This is a genomic window from Hydrogenophaga sp. (genome assembly GCF_965657535.1).
Lineage (GTDB): Bacteria > Pseudomonadota > Gammaproteobacteria > Burkholderiales > Burkholderiaceae_C > Hydrogenophaga.
Genome location: NZ_CBFHOP010000002.1, coordinates 1 through 22,520 on the forward strand (window position 1 = coordinate 1; position 22,520 = coordinate 22,520).

The window sequence follows — 22,520 nt, forward strand, 5'->3', positions numbered from 1 at the left end:
GGGTGTGGTGGGCTTTGTGCCGCCGCTCATGGGCAAGAGCAAGGCGTCCAAGTCGGCGAAAGAGCTGTTTGCCAAAAACGCTGGCATCAACACGCTGGCCGCTGCGCGGGTGGCGCTGTTTGGCGCGCGCGATGTGTGGTTTGTGGTGGGTGTGCCGGTGTTTTTGTATGCGCAGGGCTGGACCTTCACCATGGTGGGCGGCTTTTTGGCCGCCTGGACCATTGGCTACGGCCTGGTGCAGGCGCTGGCGCCCAACATCGTCAAGCGCAGTGCTGACGGCCTGAGCGCCGAGGTGCCGGCGGCGCGCTGGTGGTCGTTGGGGTTGGCGCTTATTCCGGTGGGCATTGCCGCCGCTGTGCTGCTGCAAGCGCCCCACCTGCAGTGGTGGGTGGTGGGTGGCCTGGGCTTGTTTGGCGTGGCGTTTGCGGTCAACTCGTCGGTGCATTCCTACCTGATCCTGGCCTACGCAGGCTCAGAGAAAGCGGCCGAAGACGTGGGGTTTTATTACGCCGCCAACGCGCTGGGCCGGTTTTTTGGCACGCTCATGTCGGGCCTGCTCTACCAGTGGGGTGGCCTGCTGTACGCGCTGCTGGGCTCGGCGCTGATGCTGCTGGTGTGCTGGCTGCTGACGCTGGGTTTGCCCACGAAGTTGAGCTTGCCACAACCCCAAACCACCTGAGGAAACACCATGGAAGAAGCTGCCGTCGTGCAAGCGCTGGGAGCGCTGGCTCAGGAAACGCGCCTGCGCATTTTTCGTCTGCTGGTGGTGGCCGGTCCCAGTGGCCTGACCCCTGGACACATGTCAGAGGCACTGGGCACTGCGCCCACGGCGCTGTCGTTTCATCTGAAAGAGCTGAGCCAAGCGGGCCTGATTGCCCGTGAGCGAGACGGTCGCAACCTGATCTACCGAGCCGCGATTCCGCTGATGAACGATCTGCTGGGCTTCCTGACGGCGCACTGTTGCCAGGGCCAGGCGTGCCTGGACGTTCCCACCCAGCTGGATTGCCGCGACCACTGAGCGGCCCCACCTGAAAAGTCTCTTTCCTACTCGTCCAACCACTGGCCAGAATAGCTGAAAGGATGTTCATCGTGTCCGTCTACAACGTGCTTTTTCTCTGCACAGGCAACGCTGCCCGAAGCATCATGGCCGAAGCCATCCTCAATCACCTGGGTGGTGGCCGTTTTCGGGCATACAGCGCTGGGAGTCATCCAACCGGCCAGGTGAACCCGCACGCCATCGAACTGCTGGAGCGCAACCGCTTCATGACCGAGAACCTTCGAAGCAAGAACTGGAGTGAGTTTGCCCTGCCTGATGCACCGCACATGAACTTTGTGCTCACCGTTTGCGACAAGGCTGCGGGCGAGATGTGCCCCGTGTGGCCGGGGCAGCCCATGTCAGCGCACTGGGGTGTGCCCGACCCCGCAGAGTTCAAGGACGACGATCAGACAGCAAAAAAAGCGTTTGCCGAAAGCTTCATGATCCTCAGCCGACGTATCGCCCTGATGGTGAACCTGCCGTTTGAAAAACTCGATCGACTGGCCCTGCAAAAGGAGCTGGTGGATATTGGCCGACAACAGGCCTGAGCAGATAATCTGAGACACCAAGCCCGGTCGCCGTTGCGATCGGGCATTTTTCTTTGGCGAGGTGAGCGATGGGTGTGTTTGAGCGGTACCTGACCGTGTGGGTCGGGCTGGGCATTTTGGCTGGGGTGGGCCTGGGCCTGGCCGTTCCCAGCGTCTTCCAGGCCGTTGCAGCGATGGAAATCGCCCAGGTCAACCTTGTCGTGGCCGTGTTCATCTGGGTGATGATTTACCCCATGATGATCCAGATCGACTGGCATGCGATGAAAGACGTGGGCAAGCGCCCGCAGGGCCTGCTGCTGACGCTGGGGGTCAACTGGCTCATCAAGCCTTTCACCATGGCTGCGCTGGGGGTGCTGTTCTTCAAGTTCGTGTTCGCGGACTGGGTCGACCCGCAATCCGCCAGCGAGTACATCGCCGGCATGATCCTGCTGGGCGTGGCACCCTGCACCGCCATGGTGTTTGTGTGGAGCCAACTGGTGAAGGGCGATGCTAACTACACCCTGGTGCAGGTGTCGGTGAACGACCTCATCATGGTGGTGGCGTTTGCGCCGATTGCGGCGTTTCTGCTGGGTGTGACGAATGTGACCGTGCCGTGGGAAACGCTGGTGCTCTCTACCGTGCTGTACGTGGTGTTGCCGCTGCTGGCGGGCATGGCCACGCGCCAGATGCTGCAAAAGAAATCCAGCCACGCGGTCAGCGATCTCGTCGGCCTGCTCAAGCCCTGGTCCGTCGTGGGCTTGATCGCCACGGTGGTGCTGCTGTTCGGTTTTCAGGCCGGCACCATTGTCGAAAAACCCGGCGTCATCGCACTCATTGCGGTGCCCCTGATCATCCAGACCTACAGCATTTTCTTCATCGCCTGGTGGGGCGCCAAGCTGCTGAAACTGCCGCACAACATCGCTGGCCCAGCCTGCCTGATCGGCACATCCAACTTTTTCGAACTGGCGGTGGCGGTGGCCATTTCGCTGTTCGGGCTGAACTCGGGCGCAGCGCTGGCCACCGTGGTGGGCGTTCTGGTTGAGGTACCCGTGATGCTTTCGCTGGTCGCTATCGTCAACGCCTGGAAGCCCAAAACCGCCTGAACGCGCTGCGAGCAACCCGCACATGCCCGACATCACCACGCATCACAGCCCCAGGTGCGGCACGTCCCGCAACACCTTGGCCATGCTCCGCAACAGCGGTGTGGAACCCACCGTCATTGAGTACCTGCAGACGCCGCCCCACACAGAGCAGATCAAGGTCTGGCTGAACGCCATGGGCGCCTAAACACGGGTGTTTCACCCCAGTGGCTTGCCCCTGTCCGACGCGATGCACCGGACACCCATCCCAAGGTGCAGGCGCTCAGCGACCTGGCCTTGTGATCCGAAGGCATGGTCTGGTGCCCACCGGAGCGCCATGGCGCCATGACCGGCATCATGAAGACCCAGATCAACTGAATTGCGCTGGCCGTCGGTACCGTGCGCCCCACCCCGGAAGAGTTGGCGAAGTTGACCTGGCTGACCCGTGATGTTTCACCTTGCTTGGTGGGCAGCTACAGCGAGCGCAAGGAAAACGCAAAAGCACTGCCGCCGCGGGCCAACCTGCCGAAGGCCGTGTGACCTCCGGCGCCGGACCATCAGTCCCGATGGTGATGCCCGTGCTGCTGTACCGCGGAGCGGTCTGCAGGTTCAGACGCATTCGATTCTGCGCCCTGAGGGCTGGACCAATCGCCACACGGTGGGGTGAAGGGCACCTTCACAACCTGCAGGGTGGCATGGCTGATCTCAAAACGGTCGTGCAGCCGATCCGTCACTTCTTTCAGGAACGCATCGTCGGCATGCCCATGCGGCATGACCAGATGGGCCGTCATGGCCACCTGCGACGTGTCCATCGCCCAGATGTGCAGGTCGTGCACGCGGACGATACCCGGCAAAGACGCGAGGTAATCGTGCACCGCCTGCGGATCCACGCTGTCCGGCACACCGTCAAACAACAAATGCAGGGACTTTCGGAACAGGCTCCAGGTGCCCCACAGGATCACGGCGGCGATCATCAGACTGACCACGGGGTCTAGCCACGCCCAGCCCATCCACAAAGTGAGCGCCCCGGCCACGACCACACCAGCCGACACCAGGGCGTCGGCGGCCATGTGCAAAAACGCACCCCGAATATTCAGGTCTTTGTCGCGCCCCCGCATGAAGAGCAAGGCTGTTGCGGTGTTCACGACAATGCCCACACCCGCCACCAACATAATGGTCACACCTTCGGTTCCCGTTGTGGGGTCGGGCGCCATCAAGCGTCCTGCTGCCTCCCAAACCAGCGCGCCCATGGCCACCAACAGCAGCAGGGCATTGGCAAATGCAGCGAGGATGCTGCCGCGCTTCCAGCCGTAGGTGTGGCGTGCGTTGGGACGCAGCTTGCCAGCCAGTGCACCGCCCCAAGCCAGCACCAGGCCGGCCACATCACTCAGGTTGTGCCCGGCGTCCGCCAGCAGGGCCAATGAGTTGATTTTCCAGCCATAAAACGCCTCGATCGCCACAAAGACAAGGTTCAGACCAATACCAATGGCAAAGGCCTGGTTGAAGTTGGCGGGCGCGTGGCTATGGTCGTGTGAGGCACTCATCATTTTGTATGGGTAGAGATCGGATTCAGGCGCGGCGCATCCCGCCGCTCAGCGCCCAGTACAGCACCCTTGGCCAACGTGTTGCAACCCGTACCGCACCGCCAGCACGTTGGCTTGAAGCTTGTCAAAATGCTTTTCTCAGTGTCCACGGTGATCTCATCGCGGAGTCTGTCCATATTGGGCGAACCTTGATGCCGCACACCTTCCACGCTCGACACCCTTGAGCATGCGGGCCAACAGCAACCCGGCCGGTTTGAAGGCGAAGGGTTGCCCGCCCTGTCTGCGCCCGGGCTGATTCAGGCCGCCAGCCATTGTTCAATCTTCTCCCGGCTGGGCACGCCACCGGCGTGCACCACCTGGCCGTTGACGACCACGCCGGGTGTGCTCATGACGCCGTAGCCCATGATCTCGCGCAGCTCTTCGACCTTCTCCAGATTGACTTCAACGCCCTTGGCTTTCGCCACCTGGTCGATCAGCGCGATGGTGTTTTTGCAGTTGGTGCAACCCGTGCCGAGAACCTTGATATCCATGATTTACTCCTGTTCCATTTCGAGATACGTGCGGTTGGCGAGCTGAGGCAGCCAGACACCAACGTGTTTGAGGTGCTGGTAGGGCGCTGCGTCAAAGCCCTTGACCGCTGCACCGATGTCGGTGCCCGCCTCCACCGCCTGGCCCATGTGCGCGCGAAGGGCTTTGAGCAGGTCACCGGTATCTTTTTGCGCCTGGGCCAGCGTGGTCACATTGCCGTGGCCGGGCACCACCACCTTCGGGTTCAGCGCTTCCAGCGCCTCGAAGCTTCGCACCCAGTGCTTCGTCTTGCTCACCGGGTGCAAGCCCAGGATGCGGTCCGTATAAACGACGTCACCGGTGAAGACCACGCCGCTGTGGGGGAGCCAGACCATGCTATCACCCGGCGTGTGGCCGCCGCCCCGGTGCACCACCTGCACGGCCACGCCGCCCAGGTCGAGCGTCGTGTCTGCCTCCTTTAGCCAGCGACTGGGCAGCACCAGCTCGGTGCCTTCCATCTTCTCCTTCAGCACCAGAGCGTTGGCGCGCAGGTGCTCGGGGCCGCGCGCTTTCATGTCGGCTTCGGCGTTGGCGTGCGCCATGACTTCAGCACCCCGTGCCTTGAAGTAACCGTTGCCCAGCCAGCGGTGGTCTTGCCCGCCGGTGTTGATGACCCACTTGATGGGCTGCGGCGTCACCTTCTTTACGGCTTCAGCGATTTGCTTCGCGCCCTGAAAGCTCGCGCCGCTGTCGATCAGCAGCGCACCGGCCGGCGTGACCACCAGGCCCAGGTTCGCGTTGAGTGCCTCGTTCTCATAAGTGCGGCCCTCAATGTCACCCACATAGGCAAACACGTTGGGGGCGACGGGTTGGAAAACGATGTCCACCGCCTGGGCAGAAAACGACAGCACAGCAGCCACGCTGGCGAGGATCATGCGGCTCGAAAAAGTGCCCGCAGCGCGTTGAAAGCCCATGGATGTCTCCTTTTCATGTGTGTAGAAATTACCAATATAAGTGAATGATGATTGTCAAGGCGGATTACCAAACACCGCTTCCGACATGCGGATGGCGTTTGAACTGCGAAAGCGCGTGTCTGCGTAGTTCACCAAGTGGGAAAAAGCCGACTGATCGATCGCTGCGGCCGCTTCTACGGGGTCAAAGGCCCCATCGGCCAGCGCCTTCTTCGCGCCGTCGCGCAGCATTTCCAGGTAGGCCAGGCTGTCGGGAATCACCCGCTCAGGAGGACCCGGTCGCCCGTGCCCGGGCACCACGATCAGCGGCCTGAGGTCGTCGCGCAGAAGCTTGAGTGCGTCGATCCATTTCAGCCCAAGGCCGGGCTGAATACCCAGCAGACGCTCATGAAAAACAATGTCGCCCGCGAACGCGATGCGCTCCTGAGGCAGCCACACGATGAGATCGGCCGGGGTGTGCGCGCCGCCCACGTCGATCAGGTCAATCTGAATACCCTTCACAGGCAGGCGGTAGCGCCGGGCAAAGGTCTCGTCGGGGTACGCGGCCACCGTGCCCGCAAAGCGCTCGCCTACGTTGCGCCGCGCCATGTCCATCTGCTGGAAGGTCCGTGTCTGCTGGTCGTGCTTGCCCGCGTCCGACGCCACCACCCGAGCGCCCACCACCTGCTGAAAGTGGTGATTGCCCAGCCAACGGTGGTCTTGTCCACCGGAGTTCACCACCCAGCGGATGGGCTTGTTCGTCACCGCGCGCACCGCCTGCACGATCACTTCTGCCCCGGCTTTGGAGCCGCCCGAATCGATGACCACGACGCCGTCGTCGGCCACAATGAATCCACCGGTCATGTTATTGCCCAGGTTGCTGGGCGAGCGCTGGGTGAGCTCACCCACCAGCGCATAGGCGCGTTCACTCACTTTCACGGTTTTGAACACCGAATCAGCGGTTTGCGCGCTGGCCCACAACGGCCCGAGCGCCAACGAGGCACTCAACACGAATCGCATCCAGGGACGTGATGGGCTGGATCGCAAGGCTGGGTCGCTTTCTGTGTGGGAAGTGGTCATGTCGTGCACGGCTGCGTCAGAGAATCGCGTCGAAGATGAAGCCCACCGCCAAGATGCCGGTGGCCACTATGCCGACGAAGATGGCGATCAAGCGCAGCTTGAGCACCTTGCGCAGGATGATCATCTCGGGCAGCGACAGGGCCACCACGCTCATCATGAACGCCAGTGCCGTGCCCATGGCCGCGCCCTTGGCGGTCAGCGCCTCGATCACCGGCAGAATGCCTGCGGTGTTGGCGTACATGGGAACGCCTACCAACACCGCCAGCGGTACCGACCACCAGGCGGCGTCCTTGCCCATGAAAGAAACCAGGAATTCCTGCGGTACGTAGCCGTGGATGCCCGCACCCACCGCAATGCCGGCCAGCACATAGGGCCAGACCCTGCCCACGATTTCACGCACCGAGGCCATACCTGCAGATATACGGTCGGCCATCGTCAAGGTTTCCGGATCCACCTCGGCTGAAACTTGGGGCATTTCGCGCACCCAGTCTTCCAGGTGGCGCTCCTGCTTGAGCGCACCGATCACCAGACCGGCAATAACACCGAGCGCCATGCCAAACCCCAGATAGAGTGCGGCGATTTTCCAGCCAAAGAGAGAGAACAGGATCGTGAGGGCAACCGTGTCGACCATGGGCGCCGTGACCAAGAATGAGAACGTCACCCCCAGCGGCACACGGGCCTGCACGAACCCGATGAAAAGCGGCACCGACGAGCAGGAGCAGAACGGCGTTACCACGCCCAGCGCAGAGGCCATGACATTGGCCACGCCGTGCGTGCGCACAGCCAGTAGAGCCCGGGTCCGCTCGGGGGTGAAATAGGTGTTCACCATGCCCATGACGAACACCACCCCGGTCAGCAGCAGCAAGACCTTGGGCACGTCATAGAAGAAGAACTGCAGCGAGTTGCCCAGGTGGCTTTGGCGCTCCACCGGCAGCGCTGCCACCACAGCCTCGGAGAAAGGGACAAGGCTCTGGTACAGCCCCCACCAGACGGCGGCGGCGATCAGCAGAAAAATCACCGGCTGTTTCTGCGGCCAGCGGATCAAATGCGATGCAAGGGTGCTCATGCCTCAGAAGACGAGGCAAGTGGTCAAAGGATGCAGGTCGGCGCGAAAAAAAGTTTTCGCAGCGTCTCCGCTCAGACCGACGATCGCTTCCACGTCCTTGGGAACCATCTGGCTTTTCTGGGCCAGCAGCAGTGCCCCTTGGCTCCCCGCAGCGGCGTGATGTCTGGCATTGGGCCTTCAGCGGTGTGGCTTGTGTCCCGCGCTTTTTTCCCGGTTGCAGGCAGCGTCATCGCCTGCGGCGGCTGCGCAGGCTTCGGGTGCAGCGCTCCCAGGCAGGCGCGCGCGTGGGATGAAGTCGTCCACCCGACCCGTGTCGTCAAACGACACCTGGCAAGCAGAGGTCATGCGTTCGCGCATTCGCTTACGCGCCCGCTGCACGCGCGATTTCGCCGCAGACAACGTCAGCTGCTTGAGTTGGGCAAAGTGGGCCTGCGGCATCCCCTGCAGGTCACACAGCTCAATGGCCTCACGGTCTTGAGGGTCCAGCTCAGCCAGGACTCGGGGCAGGCAAGCTTGCGCCAAGGTGTCCACCGTGTCGGCTTGTTCCACTGGCGCAGGCATCGCTTCAAAATCCTCGGGAAGCGGCAAACTCTCACGCGATCCACGAAAGCGGTCGGTGAGGGTGTTGCGTGTGACTTCAAACAGCCATGCGCGTGGCTGAGAAATGCTTTCCAAGTGTTCTCGATGTTTCAGGGTTTTGAGGAAAACGTCTTGCAACAGATCGTCCACCTCGCTGGCGTTGGGCGCTCGTGAGAGCAACCAGCGGCGCAGCTCGGCTTCATGTCTAGACCAGAGAGATAACAACAATTTCATGCCTGATATGCATCGATGGAGGGCCGCAAGGCTCGGCAGATTTCATGATGATCCACGAATATAAGCAGTTAGCGTTTTCACCAATTGTTCAGTAACCTTTGAAGTGTGAGACTTACGAACTTTTTTGACTTTTATCAATCTCGTCGAAAGAATCCTTATGCAAACCCGCACCCGCCGCGCTGTCATCAAGACCACCGGGGCGTTCGCCACGCTGGTGTCGCTGGGCATCATCACCCAGAGCCAGGCCCAGGCCGCTGTGGATCGCGCCAGCTTCCAAGTCAAGACGCTGGAAGACGCACTCAAAGCCATCGGTGGCACCGCCGCCACCAGCGACCAGGTTACCGTGGTGTCCCCCGACATCGCTGAAAACGGCGCCGTGGTGCCCGTGGGCGCCACCAGCAAGCTGCCCAACACCACCGAGATGTACCTGATCGTCGAGAAGAACCCGACGCCCCTGTCCGCTGGTTTCATGATTCCCGCCGGTACCGTGGCCGACGTGCAAACCCGTCTGAAGATGGGCCAGAGCACCAACGTGATTGCTGTGGTCAAGGCCGACGGCAAGCTGTTCTCGGCCACCAAAGAAACCAAAGTGACCCTGGGTGGCTGCGGCGGCTGATCGCCCCCTGTCCCCCAACTCAAACTTCAACCCATTTATTGAAAATTTAAGAGTCCATCATGGCAGATCCGATGCGCATCCGTGCCGCCCTCGCTGGCGATGAAACCACCGTTCGTGTGCTCATGTCCCACCCCATGGAAGCTGGTACCCGCAAAGACGCGGCCGGCGCCACCATTCCCGCTCACTTCATCCAGGACGTGGAAGCCACCAGCAACGGCAAGACCGTGCTCAAGGCCATGTTCAGCGGCGCTGTGTCGCAAAACCCCTTCCTGTCCTTCAAGTTCAAGGGCGCCGCCAAGGGCGACAAAGTCGTGGTGAAGTGGGTTGACAACAAGGGCGAAACCCGCACCGACGAAGCCGCCATCGCCTGACGCGATCGGCTCCACCCTGTTTTTACCAAGAAGGAGAACCGCAGATGAAGAAAGCCCTCGTGGCCCTGACAGCCATCGCAGCCGCCAGCCTCGTTCAGCCCGTTCTGGCCCAGGATGCGTCAGACGCCGGCATTGCCGAATACCGCGCCGCCCTGCAAGACGGTAACCCTGCTGAACTGTGGGAGATGAAAGGTGAGGAGCTCTGGAAGACCAAGCGCGGCAGCAAAAACGTGTCGCTCGAAACCTGTGATCTGGGCAAAGGCCCGGGCAAGCTGGAAGGCGCCTACGCCGAGCTGCCTCGCTACTTTGCCGACGTGGGCAAGGTGATGGACTTGGAGGCCCGCCTGATTCACTGCATGCAGACCATCCAGGGCTGGGAAACCAAGCAATACTTCAACAAGGGCGCCTTCAAAGGCAGCGGCCCAGGTTCGGACATGGCGGCCATTGCCACGTTCATTTCAGCCCAATCCAACGGGATGGCATTCAAGATCGATACCAGCCACCCCGCGGTGAAGGCCGCTGCCAAGACGGGTGAAGAGTTGTTCTGGCGCCGCAGTGGCCCGTTCGACTTCTCCTGCGCCACCTGCCACGCCGAAGATGGCAAGCGCATCCGCTTGCAAGGTCTGCCCAACCTGCTGAGCAAGGAAGGCGCCGCCTCGGGCGTCTCAACCTGGCCGGCCTACCGTGTCTCTCAGGGGCAGGTTCGTACCTTGCAACACCGCATGTGGGATTGCTACTGGCAGATGCGTCACCCCGACGTGCAATACACATCGGAAGCCGTCACCGCGCTGCTGACTTACATGAACGCGGTCGGCAACGGCAACGAGATCAAGTCCCCCTACATCAAGCGCTGATCACCCAGGAGCAACTGACACATGAATACGAAAAACCTTCTTTTGAGCGCTGGTGCAGTCGCTTTCCTGGCGGCCTGTGGTTCTATGGGTGGTCTGGGCGGTGGTGCCAGCTTCCCCTCTGCCGACCAGGCCGTCGCCAGCTCATGGGAAAACATTCCAGCAGGTTGGGAAAAGCGTCTGGTGCAGGACGACACGCAAAAGACCTGCAGCGCCGCGCGTGACAAACCCAACAAAGCAGACACCGAGCGCGTGGAAAAAATGAACGCCGCCATGCCGGTGGTGTATCCCGCCAGCGGCAAGCTCGTGGGCGACTGGAAAAAGGGCGAAGCCATTGCCCAGAGCGGCTATGGTCTGCGTGTGGGGGACAACAACCCCAATCGCGAGACCGGCGGCAACTGCTATGCCTGCCACCAAATGGACAAAAAAGAACTCTCGTTTGGTACGCTGGGCCCAGGGCTGAATCAATACGGCAAGCTGCGTGGAAACAGCGAAGCGATCGTCAAGTACACCTACGACAAAATTTACAACGCACAGGCGTTCTCGGCATGCTCAAACATGCCGCGTTTTGGCCATAACGGCATCCTCAAGCCCGAGCAAATCGCGGATCTGGTTGGGCTGCTGATGGACCCAGCATCGCCGGTTAATCAGTAATCTGCGTTTCAAGTTTCATCTGGGGTCTTTGGATCCCCTTGCCCCGTCGGCCTACGCCTTCGGGGCTTTTTTGCTGGCCCACGCTGCATGGCCCGCCGAGGCGCTCAAAGGCAAGCTCAAATGCTCATGCGGGCGGATACCGTCCGCACACTTGTTCCAAGGCAAAGACATAGAGGCTCCCGGCCTAGGAGCCTGTGCGGCAGAAGGCATGAGAGCGAAACGGGTGGGAAAAGAGCCCTATTGGGCCCTGATTTTGAGGTTGGTGGCCGTTGCCACAGCCGGAAAAACCGGGGCGAAGTGGGACTTTTCTCCATCCGTTGCACCCGATGCGCTTCTGCCGCGCAGGCTCCTGGATACCGACGGTAAGCCGCGCGGATGCGACCTCCTCGCCCTCAAAGTCCGCGATGTTTGCCATGGGGAACCGCTGGCGATGCGCGCTGCAGGCGTGGATGCATCCGGCTGGACTGAAATCCGATGACTTTCTCTTTCCCCAGCAGGCTCCACGCGTCGCCCCGATCGGGGACTCGACAGTGCGCCCGCATACCTGGCCACCGGGATGCACGGGGTGTTGACCGCCCATCGCAGCGCGGTGGCGCGGGTTGCCATGGCTTTCGCTCGGTATGGCGCGCACGGTATCGCCGAATGCCCCACCCGCTGAGCGGTTTGACGGGGCGCTCCCGCCGGCCGATGATGGACACCCCTTTGAAAGGATGGCCGGGCATGGATACCGTGGCGCACGGTTGGTGGATGGGCGTGGGCCTGGGCGTTGCCGCCCGGGCGGGGTACCCCATGCCCAGACCGCGCACCGTCGGGCTGGTGGTGGGGCTGGCCGTGGTGCCCGACCTGGTGCACCTGCTGCCGGTGGCGCTTGGCGAACTGCGGGGCGCCAGGGGCTTTGGCGCTGTGCGCGACTACGCTCTGGCGCTGCCGGGTGCCGAGCCGCCCATGTCGGCCACGGTGCAATGGCTGGCCCACCACCTGCACTGTATTTTTCACAGCGCGGTGGTGGCTGGGGTGGTCACGCTGGCCCTGCGGGCGGTGCTGAAGCGCTGGTGGCTGCCCTTGCTGGGCTGGTGGTCGCACATCGTGATCGATGTGTTCACGCACTCGGCCGACTTTTACCCGTCGCCCGTTCTGTATCCGTTCACCTACCGCGGTTTTGATGGCATCGCCTGGCACCGGGCGGACTTTCAGGCGCTGAATTACGGCGCGCTGATCGCGGTCACGCTGTGGCTGCTGTGGCGGCGGACGCCGCGCGACAGCCCCTGATAGCCAACGGCGCCAGCACTTTGGCACACTCCGAGCCTTCATTCTCAGGCAGCGCGCCCGTTTTCCATGACCGCCCCCACCGACCACGATCTGCCCCCATTGAACGCCACGCCTGCGGGCCTGTACCGCCATTACAAGGGCGGCTGGTATGCGGTGCTGGACACCGTGCGCTGCAGCGAAACGCTGCAAGGCATGACGCTGTACCGCGCGCTGTATGGCGGTTGGGGCTTGTGGGTGCGCCCGGCGGCCATGTTTGCCGAGCACGGCGTGTTTGACGGCAAAGAGCAGCCCCGCTTCACCCGGCACGACCCGGGTCTGGTACCGCTGGGTGACCTGCCCACGGCGCAGGCGCTCATCGCCCATTTGCGCGGCTTGGCCGAGCGGCGCGGCCTGTGTGTGGACACAGCGCTGCGCCCCCCACCGCCCGAGCCCAGCACCTGCTGCGGGCGCGGCTGCAACGGCTGCGTGTGGGAGGGTTTTTTTGAGGCGCTGCACCACTGGCGGGTGGACGCGCTGGCCTGGCTGGACGAGGCGCCCCGCCCCTGCTAGGAACCTGCGCGGCGCTCAAGTGAGCCCCCGCCCCATCCCAACCAGCCCCCCAGCGCAAGCGGGAGCCAGACGCGCGGTGTACATCGGGTTGCGCTGTGTAGCGCCTGTGCATTGACTGGCGGCTCCTTGCGGCCGCTCTGGCGAAAACCGCATGCCTTTCAGCCCACTGGCTTCAATCCACTTGCCTGGCCACGCACACCCCACATCCAAGGTTATCCCTGTACCCCTCAAACAGCGCTATCTCCTGCGCTGGTTCTGCCACCACGGCCTGTGCCGCCACGCCATGGCGATTTGTCGCCAGTCCTGAGCAAGCCTGAAGAGCCGATGCAAATTGTGCTGCCTGCGGTTTTCTCGGAGCCTGGGCGCCGTGAACAGCCATTGTGTTTGCAGACACGACCGTATCGGTGACACGCTTTCTGTTAGCTTCAACGCATGGCCCTTTCATTCGATTTCCTCACCCTGCCGCTGTTGGCTGCTGCCGCGCTTGTTTTCATCAGCGTGCTGGCTGGGGTGTTTTCCGCGCGCATTGGCTTTTCTTTTCTGCTGGTGTTTCTGGTGGTGGGCACGCTGGCCGGTGTGGACGGCCCCGGTGGCCTGGCCTTTAACGATTTCCAGCTGAGCTTCTGGGTCGGCAACGTGGCGCTGGCGGTGATCTTGCTGGACGGCGGCTTGCGCACCAACATGAGCACGTTTCGAACCGGTTTGCAGCCTTCGCTGCTGTTGGCCACGGTGGGTGTGGTGGTGTGTACCGCCATCACCGGGGCGGCGGCGTATTGGCTGCTGGACTTGTCTTGGCCGCTGGCGCTGCTGGTGGGCGCCATCGTGGGGTCGACGGACGCGGCGGCGGTGTTTTCGCTGCTGAAGTCATCCGGTGTGCACCTCAACGAGCGGGTGGCAGCCACGCTGGAAATCGAGTCGGGCATGAACGACCCCATGGCGGTGTACCTGACGCTGACGTTCATCACCATTGCGCTGGCGGTAGCGGGAGGCGGCACAGGGGCGGTGAGCGCGGGGGACGTGTTGCTGTCGTTGCTGCAGCAGTTTGGCTGGGGCAGCTTGCTGGGGCTGGGCTGCGGCTGGGCGCTGGCCGAGCTGCTCAAGCGGATGGGCCGCGGGGCCGACGGCGGCGGCGGCGTTCGGGCGCTGCTGGTGGTGTCGGGCGGGCTGGCCGTGTTTGCCTTCACCACCTGGTTTGGTGGCTCCGGGTTTCTGGCGGTGTACCTCATGGGTGTGGTCGTGGGCAACCGGGCGCGGCGCCAAGTGCGGCCCTCGCTGTCGGCCATGGACGGCTACGCCTGGCTTTCACAAGCCGGCATGTTTTTGCTGCTGGGGCTGCTGGTCACGCCCACCGACCTGCTGCGCACGCTGTGGCCTGCGCTGGGGGTTTCGCTGGTGTTGATGTTTGTGGCCCGGCCCATTTCGGTCTGGCTGTGCCTGGCGCCGCTGCGGTTCAACCCGCGCGAAATCACCTTTATTTCCTGGGTGGGGCTGCGCGGTGCGGTGCCAATTGTGCTGGCGGTGTTTCCGGTGATGGCTGGCGTGCCCGGTGCCCAGACCTTCTTCAACGTGGCGTTTGTCGTGGTGCTCACGTCGCTGCTGCTGCAGGGCTCCACCATTGCCTGGAGCGCCAACCGCACCGGCGTGACGATCCCCGACCCTGACGACACCGAACACGCGCGGCTGGTGCTGGGTGACTTTGTGCTGGACGCCAGCACACCCATGGAAAACCTGTGTGCGTTTTACGGCTTGCCGGTGCCCAGCGACTCCACCCAGGCGGTGGGCGACTGGCTGCAAGCCGAGCTGAACCGCCCGCCGGTGCCGGGCGACAGCGTGGTGCTGGGCACCGCCGAAATCAGCGTGCGCGACATGAAGGGCAAGCGCATCGGGCACGTGGGCATCAAGTTGGGGTGAGCAGCCTAAGGTATATTAATAACCAACTGGTCATTAATATACCCACCCGTGCCAACCGCCAAACACACCACCAACGCACCACTGGACGCTGAGCCGGCGCAGCGCCGTGCGCGGCGCAAGGAAGCGCGCCCCGGTGAGCTGGTAGAAGCCGCACTGGCACTGTTTGTTGAAAAAGGCTTTGCGGCCACGCGCGTTGAAGAGGTGGCGGCCCGAGCGGGCGTGTCCAAGGGCACGCTGTTTCTGTACTTTCCCAGCAAAGAAGAACTGTTCAAGGCCGTGGTGCGCGAAACCATTGCTGGGCGCTTCACCGAATGGAACGCAGAACTGGACCGTTTTGACGGCAGCAACGCCGAACTGGTGCGCTACTGCATGCACAGCTGGTGGGAGCGCATTGGCATGACCACAGCCTCGGGCATCACCAAGCTGGTGATGAGCGAAGCGGGCATGTTTCCCGAAATTGCAGCCTTTTACCAACAAGAGGTCATTGGCCCTGGCCACGATCTGCTGCGCCGGGTGCTGCAACGCGGCATGGACAGCGGCGAGTTTCGGCCGCTGCAGCTGGAATACGCGGTCTACAGCCTGATCGCCCCCATGATTTTTCTGCTGATGTGGAAGCACTCCATGGCGCCGTGCTGCCCCGCGTCCGAACAGATTGACCCCGTGAGCTTCATCGACAGCCAGGTGAGCCTGCTGCTGGGCGGCATGCTCGCACCGACTGCCCGCTGACCCCCGCATAACGCCCCCGCCTCGCTACCGAGCACCTGACATGAACGCCCCTCGCCGCCCCTGGATCCAATGGTTGTTGCTCGCTTTGCTGGTGCTGGCCATAGCCTGGGGCCTGGCGCGGGCACTCAACAAACGCGCCGTGCAGCGCGACGCCGCCACAGCAGCCGCCACCGCCATGCAGCAGGCCCCGGTGTACGAGCTGACCGCGCAAGATGTGGTGAGCGTGCAACCCCTTGCACTGGCGCAGACGGTGGGCATTTCGGGCTCGCTCAAGGCCTTGCAAACGGCGGCCATCAAGGCCCGCGTGGCCGGTGAGGTGAAAGGACTGCAAAAGCGCGAAGGCGACACGGTGCGCGCGGGCGAAGTGGTGGCCCGCATCGACAGCACCGAAGCACAAGCCCGGCTGCGCCAGGCCAGCCAGCAAGCCGAAGCGGCCCAGGCGCAGGTGAGCATTGCGCGGCGCGCATTGGACAACAACCAGGCCCTGGTGCGCCAGGGCTTCATTTCAGCCACCGCGCTGGAAACCGCCACCGCCAACCTGGCCGCTGCCGAGGCCAACCACCAGGCCGCGCTGGCAGCGCGCGACATTGCCCGCAAGGCACTGGCAGACACCACGCTGCGCTCGCCCCTGAACGGCCAGGTGTCGGCCCGGCTGGTGCAAAACGGTGAGCGGGTGGGGCTGGACGCGCGCATTTTGGAGGTGGTGGACCTGTCGGGCTTTGAGCTGGAAGCCGCGCTGGCCCCGGCCGACGCGGTGGCCGTGCTGCCGGGCTTGCAGGTGCGCTTGATGGTGGAAGGCTTGGCGCAACCGGTGCCGGCCACCGTGGCGCGTATCAACCCCAGCGTGCAGGCGGGCAGCCGCAGTGTGCTGGTGTATCTGCGGGTGTCGGCGGGCGCGGGCATGCGCCAGGGGCTGTTTGCCCAGGGGCACATCGTGACCGGGCAGGTGACTGCGTTGGCGGTGCCGCTTTCGGCCGTGCGCAACGACAAGCCCGCGCCGTTCGTGCAGGTGCTGCGCGACGGCCGCATACAACACCAGACCGTGGCGCCCGGTGCGCGCGGCTTGCTGGACGGTGAGCCCATGGTGGCCCTGGACGGCCTGCCCGCCGGCACCCAGCTGCTGCGCGCGCAGGCCGGGCTGATACGCGAGGGCACGGCTGTGCGCCTGCAAGCCGCCACCGGATCCAACAGCGCGCCCAGCGCCAGCAGCCCCGCCACGCTGACCACCGCCCACTGAGCGCCGCACCATGTGGTTTACCCAGATTTCGCTGCGCAACCCGGTGTTTGCCACCATGGTGATGGTGGCTTTTGTGGTGCTGGGGCTGTTTTCGTTTCAGCGGCTGCAAATTGACCAGTTCCCCAACATCGACTTTCCGGTGGTGGTCGTCACCACCGCATACCCGGGTGCGTCGCCCGAAATCGTCGAGTCAGAGCTGACGAAAAAGGTGGAAGAAGCGGTGAACGCCGTCGCTGGCGTGAACGCTCTGAGCTCGCGCAGCTATGAGGGCCAGTCGATCGTCATCATCGAATTTCAGCTCACGGTGGATGGCCGCAAGGCCGCCGAAGACGTGCGCGAGAAGATCGCGATTCTGCGCCCCACGCTGCGCACCGAAGTGAAAGAGCCACGCGTGCTGCGCTTTGACCCGGCGGCACGCTCCATCTGGTCGCTCGCGGTCATTCCCGAAGCGGTGAACGGCCAAACGCCTTCTGCCGTGGCGGTGACCACCTGGGCCGAGCAAACCCTGAAGAAGCGACTTGAAAACGTACGCGGGGTGGGCTCGGTGACGCTGGTGGGCGGCACCCAGCGCGCGGTCAATATCGACCTCGACCCCAAAGCCATGGAAGCGCTGGGCATCACCGCCGAACAGATCACCACCGCCGTGCGCAACGAAAACCAGGATCTGCCGGTGGGCACACTCAAAAGCGCCGAGCGAGAGCGGGTGGTGCAGGTGCTGTCCCGTCTGAAAAATCCACAGGATTTTGAATCCATCATCGTGGCCCGGCGCGGCGGCTCGCCAGTGACTTTGTCGCAAGTGGCACGGGTGAGTGACAGCACCGAAGAGGTGGAAAGCCTGGCGCTGTACAACGGCCAGCGCACGCTGCTGCTGCAGGTGCAAAAAGCGCAAGACGAAAACACCATTGCCGTGACCGACGGACTGAAAGCGGCGGTGGAAGCGCTCAAGGCCGAGGTGCCGCCCGGCATGCGGCTGGAGCAGATCACCGATGGCTCGCGGCCCATTCGCGTGTCGGTGGACAACGTGCGCCGCACGCTGATTGAAGGTGCCCTGCTCACAGTGCTGATCGTGTTTTTGTTTCTGAACTCGTGGCGCTCCACCGTCATCACCGGGCTTACGCTGCCCATTGCACTGATCGGCACCTTCTTCTTCATGAACCTGTTTGGGTTCACCATCAACATGATCACGCTGATGGCGCTCACGCTTTCCGTGGGTTTGCTGATCGACGATGCCATCGTGGTGCGCGAAAACATCGTGCGCCATGTGCAAATGGGCAAAACGCCCTTCAATGCCGCCATGGACGGCACGCAAGAGATTGGGCTGGCGGTGCTGGCCACCACGCTGTCTATCGTGGCGGTGTTTCTGCCCATCGGTTTCATGGGCGGCATCATCGGCAAGTTTTTCCACGAATTTGGCATCACCATGGTGGCTGCCGTGCTCATTTCTATGTTTGTCAGCTTCACGCTCGACCCCATGCTCTCCAGCGTATGGCACGACCCGGAAATTGAAAAACACGGCGCACATGCCGCCCCGCGCACGCTGTACGACAAAACCATTGGCCGCATCACCGGCTGGTTTGACCGGCTGCAAGACACCATGACCGAGTCTTACCAGGGCGCGCTGCGCTGGTCACTCGCACACAAGCTCGCCACGCTGGCCCTGGCGCTGGCCACCTTTGTGGGCAGCATTTTCATGGTGCCTCTGCTGGGCACCGAGTTTGTGCCCAAGGCCGACTTTTCGGAAACCTCGCTGAGCTTCCATACCCCGGTGGGTTCCTCGCTGGCCGCCACCGAAGCCAAAACCCGCCAGGTGGAGGCGGTGTTGCGCGAATTCCCCGAGGTGAAATACACCCTGGCCACCCTCAACACCGGCAATGCCGTGGGCACCATGTACGCCAGCGTGTACGTGCGCCTGGTGGACCGCAAAGACCGCACGCTGAGTGCCGACGCCATGTCGGCCAAACTGCGCGAGCGCCTGCGCAGCGTGCCCGGCATCACCGTGACCCACGCCGGCCTGCTCGACCCGGTGGGCGGCAACAAGCAGGTAGAGTTTTCGCTGCAGGGCGACGATCTGGCCGAGCTGGAGCGCCTGACCACTCAAGTGATGGAACGCATTCGCCCCATCGTGGGCCTGGTGGACCTGGACGCTAGCGTGAAACCCGACAAACCGACGGTGGACGTGGTGATGCGGCGCGAACTCGCTTCGGACGCCGGGCTGAACGCTGCTGCCGTGGCCAGCAGCCTGCGCACTTTGGTGGCCGGGCAAACCGTGGGCAACTGGCGTGCGGTGGACGGCGAGAGCTACGACGTGAACGTGCGCCTGGCACCCGAGCTGCGCCAGCGCACCAGCGATCTGGAGCAACTGCCCTTTGTGGTGGGCACCGCAGCCGACGGCACCGCCCGCGTGGTCCGCCTGGGCCAAGTGGCACAAGTGATCGAATCCACCGGGCCCAACCAGATCAACCGACGCAACCTGAACCGTGAAGTGGCCATCAACGCCAACGTGTACGGCCGTTCGGCCGGTGACGTGTCGGCCGACATCCGGCAGGTGCTGGACAGCACCACGTTCCCGCCCGGCTACCGCTACGAATTCGGCGGCTCCACCAAAAACATGCAGGAATCGTTTGGCTACGCCGTGTCGGCCCTGGCGCTGGCCGTCATTTTCATTTACATGATTCTGGCCAGCCAGTTCCAGAGCTTTCTGCAGCCGCTGGCGCTCATGACGTCGCTGCCGCTCACCCTCATTGGCGTGGTGGTCACACTGCTCATGTTTGGTTCCACCATGAGCATGTTTTCGGTCATTGGCATTGTGTTGCTGATGGGGCTGGTGACCAAAAACGCCATTTTGCTGGTGGACTTCGCCATCCGCGCCCGCCACGGCATTGACGGCGCCCCGCCGCTGGACCGCGAAAGCGCCCTGCTGCTGGCGGCCAAAGTGCGGCTGCGCCCCATTCTCATGACCACGCTGGCCATGGTGTTTGGCATGGTGCCGCTGGCGTTTGCGCTCACCGAAGGCTCCGAGCAGCGCGCGCCCATGGGGCAAGCCGTTATTGGCGGGGTCATCACCTCGTCGCTGCTTACCTTGGTGGTGGTGCCCGTGGTGTACTGCTACATGGACGACCTTGCGCAGTGGCTGCGCCGCCAGTTCGGCGGGCCAGCCGCAACCCTTGCCAGCATCGACGTCAGGGTTGCGCCACCCGGCGCTCAGTAAAATGGTTCAACATCGGCTAATATACCCACCGGAGTATCAAACATGACCACTCAGACCGCCCCCATGAGCCTTGATCAGGCCCGCTTCAACATGATCGAGCAGCAGATCCGCCCCTGGGAAGTGCTGGACGCCAGCGTGCTGGCGCTGTTGAGCCGCGTGCACCGCGAAGCCTTTGTGCCCACCGCACACCAGGCGCTGGCCTTTGCCGACATGGAATTGCCCCTGACCCACCCGGCCGTGGAAGGCCAGTGCCTGCTGGCGCCCAAGGTGGAAGCCCGCCTGCTGCAAGACCTGCAGCTCAAGCCGTCCGACAAGGTGCTGGAAGTGGGCGCCGGCAGCGGCTACATGGCCGCGCTGCTGGCCAGCCTGGCGCAGCGCGTGGTGTCGATTGAAATCGACCCCAACCTGGCCCGCACCGCCCGCGACAACCTGCAAAAAGTCGGCATCACCAACGCCGATGTGCGCACCGCCGACGCCGCCGCCAACCAATTTGCCGCCTGCACCGCCGAAGGTCCGTTTGACGCCATCGTGCTCAGCGGCTCGGTGGCCGAAATTCCGCCAGCGCTGCTGGCCGTGCTGGCCCCAGGCGGCCGGCTGGTGGCCATTGTTGGGCAAGAGCCCATGATGCGCGCCACGGTGGTCACCCGCGTGGGCGACGCCTCGTTCCAGACCGCCCAGCCCTGGGACACCGTGGCACCGCGCCTGCACAATTTCCCCGAGCCCTCGCGCTTCCAGTTTTGAGCACCCCGCCATGATCTCGATCCACCCCGCCCAACTCCAGGACTGGCTCAAAGCCGCCGAGGCCCACACGCCGCCGGGCGCCTTGCCCATCGTGCTCGACGTGCGCGAGCCTTGGGAACTGCAAACCGCATCGGTCAAAGCCAGCGGCTTCCAGCTGTTGCACATGCCCATGCGCAGCGTGCCCGCCCGCTACCTGGAACTGGACCGCAGCCAGCCCATTGCCTGCCTGTGCCACCACGGCGCCCGCAGCGCCCAGGTGGCGCATTTCCTGATGAACAACGGTTTCACCGAAGTCGTCAATATCCACGGTGGTATCAACGCCTGGTCGCACGAGCTCGATCCCACGGTTGCGCTCTACTGACCGACCAAGAGCCCCACTGCGCCTTGCTGCCCATACCGCCACGCCTCAAAGGAAATTCCATGAACGCCCACTCCAACCGCCCGTCACACACCCAACGTCCGCCAGCGCTGAGCCGCCTGGCCTTCGTTGCACTGCTGGCGTTGGGCGGCACCGCCGGCGCGCAGGCCCAAAGCCTGGTGGAACTCTACGAGGCCGCGCGCGGCTTTGACGCCACCTACCTGTCTGCCCGCGCCCAGTTTGAAGCGAGCCAAGCCAAAGCTGCCCAAGCCCATGCCGGCTTGCTGCCTCAGGCGGGGCTGTCTGCCGCCGCCAACTGGGCCCGCCGCGACAACTCAGGCACCACGCCAGACGGCACCAGCAACAGCCAAAACGTGGCGCTCGCGGCCAGCCAGCCGCTGTACCGCCCAGCCAACAAGCTGGCCAACGACCAGGCACAACTCAGCATCGACATTGCCAAAGCCCAGCTCGAAACCGCCGAACAAGACCTGATCGTGCGCACCACGCAGGCCTACTTTGACGTGCTCGCCGCCGAAGACACGCTCACCTTCGTCAAGGCCCAAAAATCGGCCGTATCCGAGCAACTGGCCGCCGCCAAACGCAACTTTGAGGTGGGCACCACCACCGTGACCGACTCACGCGAAGCCCAGGCCCGCTTTGACCTGGTGCTGGCGCAAGAAATTGCCGCCGAAAACGACCTGCGAGTCAAGAAACTGGCCCTGGACCAACTGGTGGGCAAAGCCAACGTGGCGCCCAAGCGCCTGGCGGCACCAGTGGCGCTGCCCGCCCTGGCCCCGGCAGACCCGCAGGCCTGGGTAACCCAGGCCGAAACCAGCCACCCCGCCGTGCTGCAAGCCACCAAAGGCCTTGAAATTGCCCAACTGGAAACCCGCAAAGCCGAAGCAAGCCACCTGCCCACGCTGGACCTGGTGGGGCAGTACCAGATCGCGCGGGCGCCATCCGCCTCAAACCCAGCGCTGGGCTACGTGCGCAGCAACACAGCCAGCGTGGGTGTGCAGTTCAACATGCCGCTGTACACCGGCGGCGCCGTGCAAAACCGCATCAAAGAAACCCTGGCGCTGGCAGACAAAGCACGCACCGACCTGCAAGCCGCCCAACGCGGCGTGAGCCAGGCCACCCGCGCCGCCTACTTCGGCGTGCTCTCGGGCCAAGGCCAGGTGAAAGCGCTGGAAGCCGCAGAAGCCTCCAGCCAAAGCGCGCTAGACGCCAACAAACTCGGCTACCAGGTGGGCGTGCGCATCAACATCGACGTGCTCAACGCCCAGAGCCAGCTGTTCCAGACCAAGCGTGACTTGGCCGTGGCCCGCTACAACGTGCTGCTGGGCGGCCTGCGGTTGAAGCAGGCCAGCGGGCAGCTGGCGGCGCAAGATTTGCAGCCGATCAACGCGTTGTTGGTACGTTAAGAG

22 protein-coding genes and 4 pseudogenes are annotated in these 22,520 nt (G+C 63.4%); 20 read left to right on the plus strand and 6 right to left on the minus strand.

Annotated features, from left to right (window positions below):
- From ACTG4K_RS02620 to ACTG4K_RS02640, 5 genes and pseudogenes are all read left to right on the plus strand, one after another.
- Positions 1-679 (plus strand): annotated as a pseudogene (locus tag ACTG4K_RS02620) (organoarsenical effux MFS transporter ArsJ); the annotation flags it as partial.
- A 9-nt stretch (positions 680-688) separates the two neighbouring features.
- Positions 689-1,018, plus strand: coding sequence for an ArsR/SmtB family transcription factor (locus ACTG4K_RS02625; protein ID WP_439112655.1), 330 nt, complete (start codon positions 689-691; stop codon positions 1,016-1,018).
- A gap of 62 nt (positions 1,019-1,080) precedes the next feature.
- On the plus strand, positions 1,081-1,584 hold the full coding sequence (locus ACTG4K_RS02630) for an arsenate reductase ArsC (protein WP_439112656.1): 504 nt from the start codon (positions 1,081-1,083) through the stop codon (positions 1,582-1,584).
- A 68-nt stretch (positions 1,585-1,652) separates the two neighbouring features.
- A complete protein-coding gene (arsB, locus tag ACTG4K_RS02635; RefSeq protein ID WP_439112657.1) occupies positions 1,653-2,666 on the plus strand; it encodes an ACR3 family arsenite efflux transporter in 1,014 nt (337 codons plus the stop codon).
- A gap of 22 nt (positions 2,667-2,688) precedes the next feature.
- Positions 2,689-3,182 (plus strand): annotated as a pseudogene (locus tag ACTG4K_RS02640) (NAD(P)H-dependent oxidoreductase).
- Positions 3,183-3,199: 17 nt separating this feature from the next.
- Here ACTG4K_RS02640 and ACTG4K_RS02645 read toward each other — a convergent pair.
- From ACTG4K_RS02645 to ACTG4K_RS02670, 6 genes are all read right to left on the minus strand, one after another.
- Positions 3,200-4,186 (minus strand): cation diffusion facilitator family transporter, encoded by a 987-nt coding sequence (locus tag ACTG4K_RS02645; protein WP_439112658.1) that lies wholly within the window; start codon positions 4,184-4,186, stop codon positions 3,200-3,202.
- Positions 4,187-4,482: 296 nt separating this feature from the next.
- Positions 4,483-4,716, minus strand: coding sequence for a thioredoxin family protein (locus tag ACTG4K_RS02650; protein WP_439112659.1), 234 nt, complete (start codon positions 4,714-4,716; stop codon positions 4,483-4,485).
- A 3-nt stretch (positions 4,717-4,719) separates the two neighbouring features.
- Positions 4,720-5,667: an MBL fold metallo-hydrolase gene (locus ACTG4K_RS02655; protein WP_439112660.1), complete on the minus strand. Its 948-nt coding sequence runs from the start codon at positions 5,665-5,667 to the stop codon at positions 4,720-4,722.
- A gap of 54 nt (positions 5,668-5,721) precedes the next feature.
- Entirely contained in the window at positions 5,722-6,723 is a 1,002-nt protein-coding gene (locus ACTG4K_RS02660; protein ID WP_439112661.1) for an MBL fold metallo-hydrolase, read from the minus strand.
- A gap of 16 nt (positions 6,724-6,739) precedes the next feature.
- Entirely contained in the window at positions 6,740-7,789 is a 1,050-nt protein-coding gene (locus tag ACTG4K_RS02665; RefSeq protein WP_439112662.1) for a permease, read from the minus strand.
- A 177-nt stretch (positions 7,790-7,966) separates the two neighbouring features.
- Positions 7,967-8,602: a sigma-70 family RNA polymerase sigma factor gene (locus ACTG4K_RS02670; RefSeq protein ID WP_439112663.1), complete on the minus strand. Its 636-nt coding sequence runs from the start codon at positions 8,600-8,602 to the stop codon at positions 7,967-7,969.
- A 157-nt stretch (positions 8,603-8,759) separates the two neighbouring features.
- Between ACTG4K_RS02670 and soxY the strand changes: the two genes are divergently transcribed.
- The 15 genes and pseudogenes from soxY to ACTG4K_RS02745 all read left to right on the plus strand — a co-directional run bounded on the left by soxY (position 8,760) and on the right by ACTG4K_RS02745 (position 22,517).
- Positions 8,760-9,218: a thiosulfate oxidation carrier protein SoxY gene (gene soxY, locus ACTG4K_RS02675; RefSeq protein ID WP_439112664.1), complete on the plus strand. Its 459-nt coding sequence runs from the start codon at positions 8,760-8,762 to the stop codon at positions 9,216-9,218.
- 59 nt (positions 9,219-9,277) lie between these two features.
- Entirely contained in the window at positions 9,278-9,589 is a 312-nt protein-coding gene (gene soxZ, locus ACTG4K_RS02680) for a thiosulfate oxidation carrier complex protein SoxZ (protein WP_439112665.1), read from the plus strand.
- A 44-nt stretch (positions 9,590-9,633) separates the two neighbouring features.
- Positions 9,634-10,443: a sulfur oxidation c-type cytochrome SoxA gene (gene soxA, locus ACTG4K_RS02685; RefSeq protein ID WP_439112666.1), complete on the plus strand. Its 810-nt coding sequence runs from the start codon at positions 9,634-9,636 to the stop codon at positions 10,441-10,443.
- 21 nt (positions 10,444-10,464) lie between these two features.
- The gene (soxX, locus tag ACTG4K_RS02690) at positions 10,465-11,094 is read left to right on the plus strand and encodes a sulfur oxidation c-type cytochrome SoxX (protein ID WP_439112667.1); all 630 of its coding nucleotides are present in this window, start codon (positions 10,465-10,467) and stop codon (positions 11,092-11,094) included.
- Between the two features lie 349 nt (positions 11,095-11,443).
- Positions 11,444-11,709, plus strand: a pseudogene (locus ACTG4K_RS02695) (integrase); the annotation flags it as partial.
- A 105-nt stretch (positions 11,710-11,814) separates the two neighbouring features.
- Positions 11,815-12,363, plus strand: coding sequence for a hypothetical protein (locus ACTG4K_RS02700; protein WP_439113148.1), 549 nt, complete (start codon positions 11,815-11,817; stop codon positions 12,361-12,363).
- Between the two features lie 66 nt (positions 12,364-12,429).
- Positions 12,430-12,666 (plus strand): annotated as a pseudogene (locus ACTG4K_RS02705) (DUF1653 domain-containing protein); the annotation flags it as partial.
- Positions 12,667-12,759: 93 nt separating this feature from the next.
- A complete protein-coding gene (locus ACTG4K_RS02710; RefSeq protein ID WP_439113126.1) occupies positions 12,760-12,912 on the plus strand; it encodes an oxidoreductase-like domain-containing protein in 153 nt (50 codons plus the stop codon).
- 432 nt (positions 12,913-13,344) lie between these two features.
- Positions 13,345-14,823, plus strand: coding sequence for a potassium/proton antiporter (locus tag ACTG4K_RS02715; protein ID WP_439112668.1), 1,479 nt, complete (start codon positions 13,345-13,347; stop codon positions 14,821-14,823).
- Between the two features lie 48 nt (positions 14,824-14,871).
- Positions 14,872-15,549 carry a TetR/AcrR family transcriptional regulator gene (locus ACTG4K_RS02720; protein ID WP_439112669.1) on the plus strand — a complete coding sequence of 226 codons (678 nt, stop codon included), beginning with the start codon at positions 14,872-14,874 and terminating at the stop codon, positions 15,547-15,549.
- Between the two features lie 40 nt (positions 15,550-15,589).
- Positions 15,590-16,786: an efflux RND transporter periplasmic adaptor subunit gene (locus tag ACTG4K_RS02725; protein WP_439112670.1), complete on the plus strand. Its 1,197-nt coding sequence runs from the start codon at positions 15,590-15,592 to the stop codon at positions 16,784-16,786.
- A gap of 10 nt (positions 16,787-16,796) precedes the next feature.
- Complete coding sequence (locus tag ACTG4K_RS02730; RefSeq protein WP_439112671.1) at positions 16,797-19,994, plus strand: efflux RND transporter permease subunit; 3,198 nt, start codon at positions 16,797-16,799, stop codon at positions 19,992-19,994.
- A gap of 63 nt (positions 19,995-20,057) precedes the next feature.
- Positions 20,058-20,735: a protein-L-isoaspartate O-methyltransferase family protein gene (locus ACTG4K_RS02735; protein ID WP_439113127.1), complete on the plus strand. Its 678-nt coding sequence runs from the start codon at positions 20,058-20,060 to the stop codon at positions 20,733-20,735.
- 10 nt (positions 20,736-20,745) lie between these two features.
- Positions 20,746-21,096, plus strand: coding sequence for a rhodanese-like domain-containing protein (locus ACTG4K_RS02740; RefSeq protein ID WP_439112672.1), 351 nt, complete (start codon positions 20,746-20,748; stop codon positions 21,094-21,096).
- 59 nt (positions 21,097-21,155) lie between these two features.
- Positions 21,156-22,517 (plus strand): TolC family outer membrane protein, encoded by a 1,362-nt coding sequence (locus tag ACTG4K_RS02745; RefSeq protein WP_439112673.1) that lies wholly within the window; start codon positions 21,156-21,158, stop codon positions 22,515-22,517.
- The last annotated feature ends 3 nt before the right edge of the window (positions 22,518-22,520 follow it).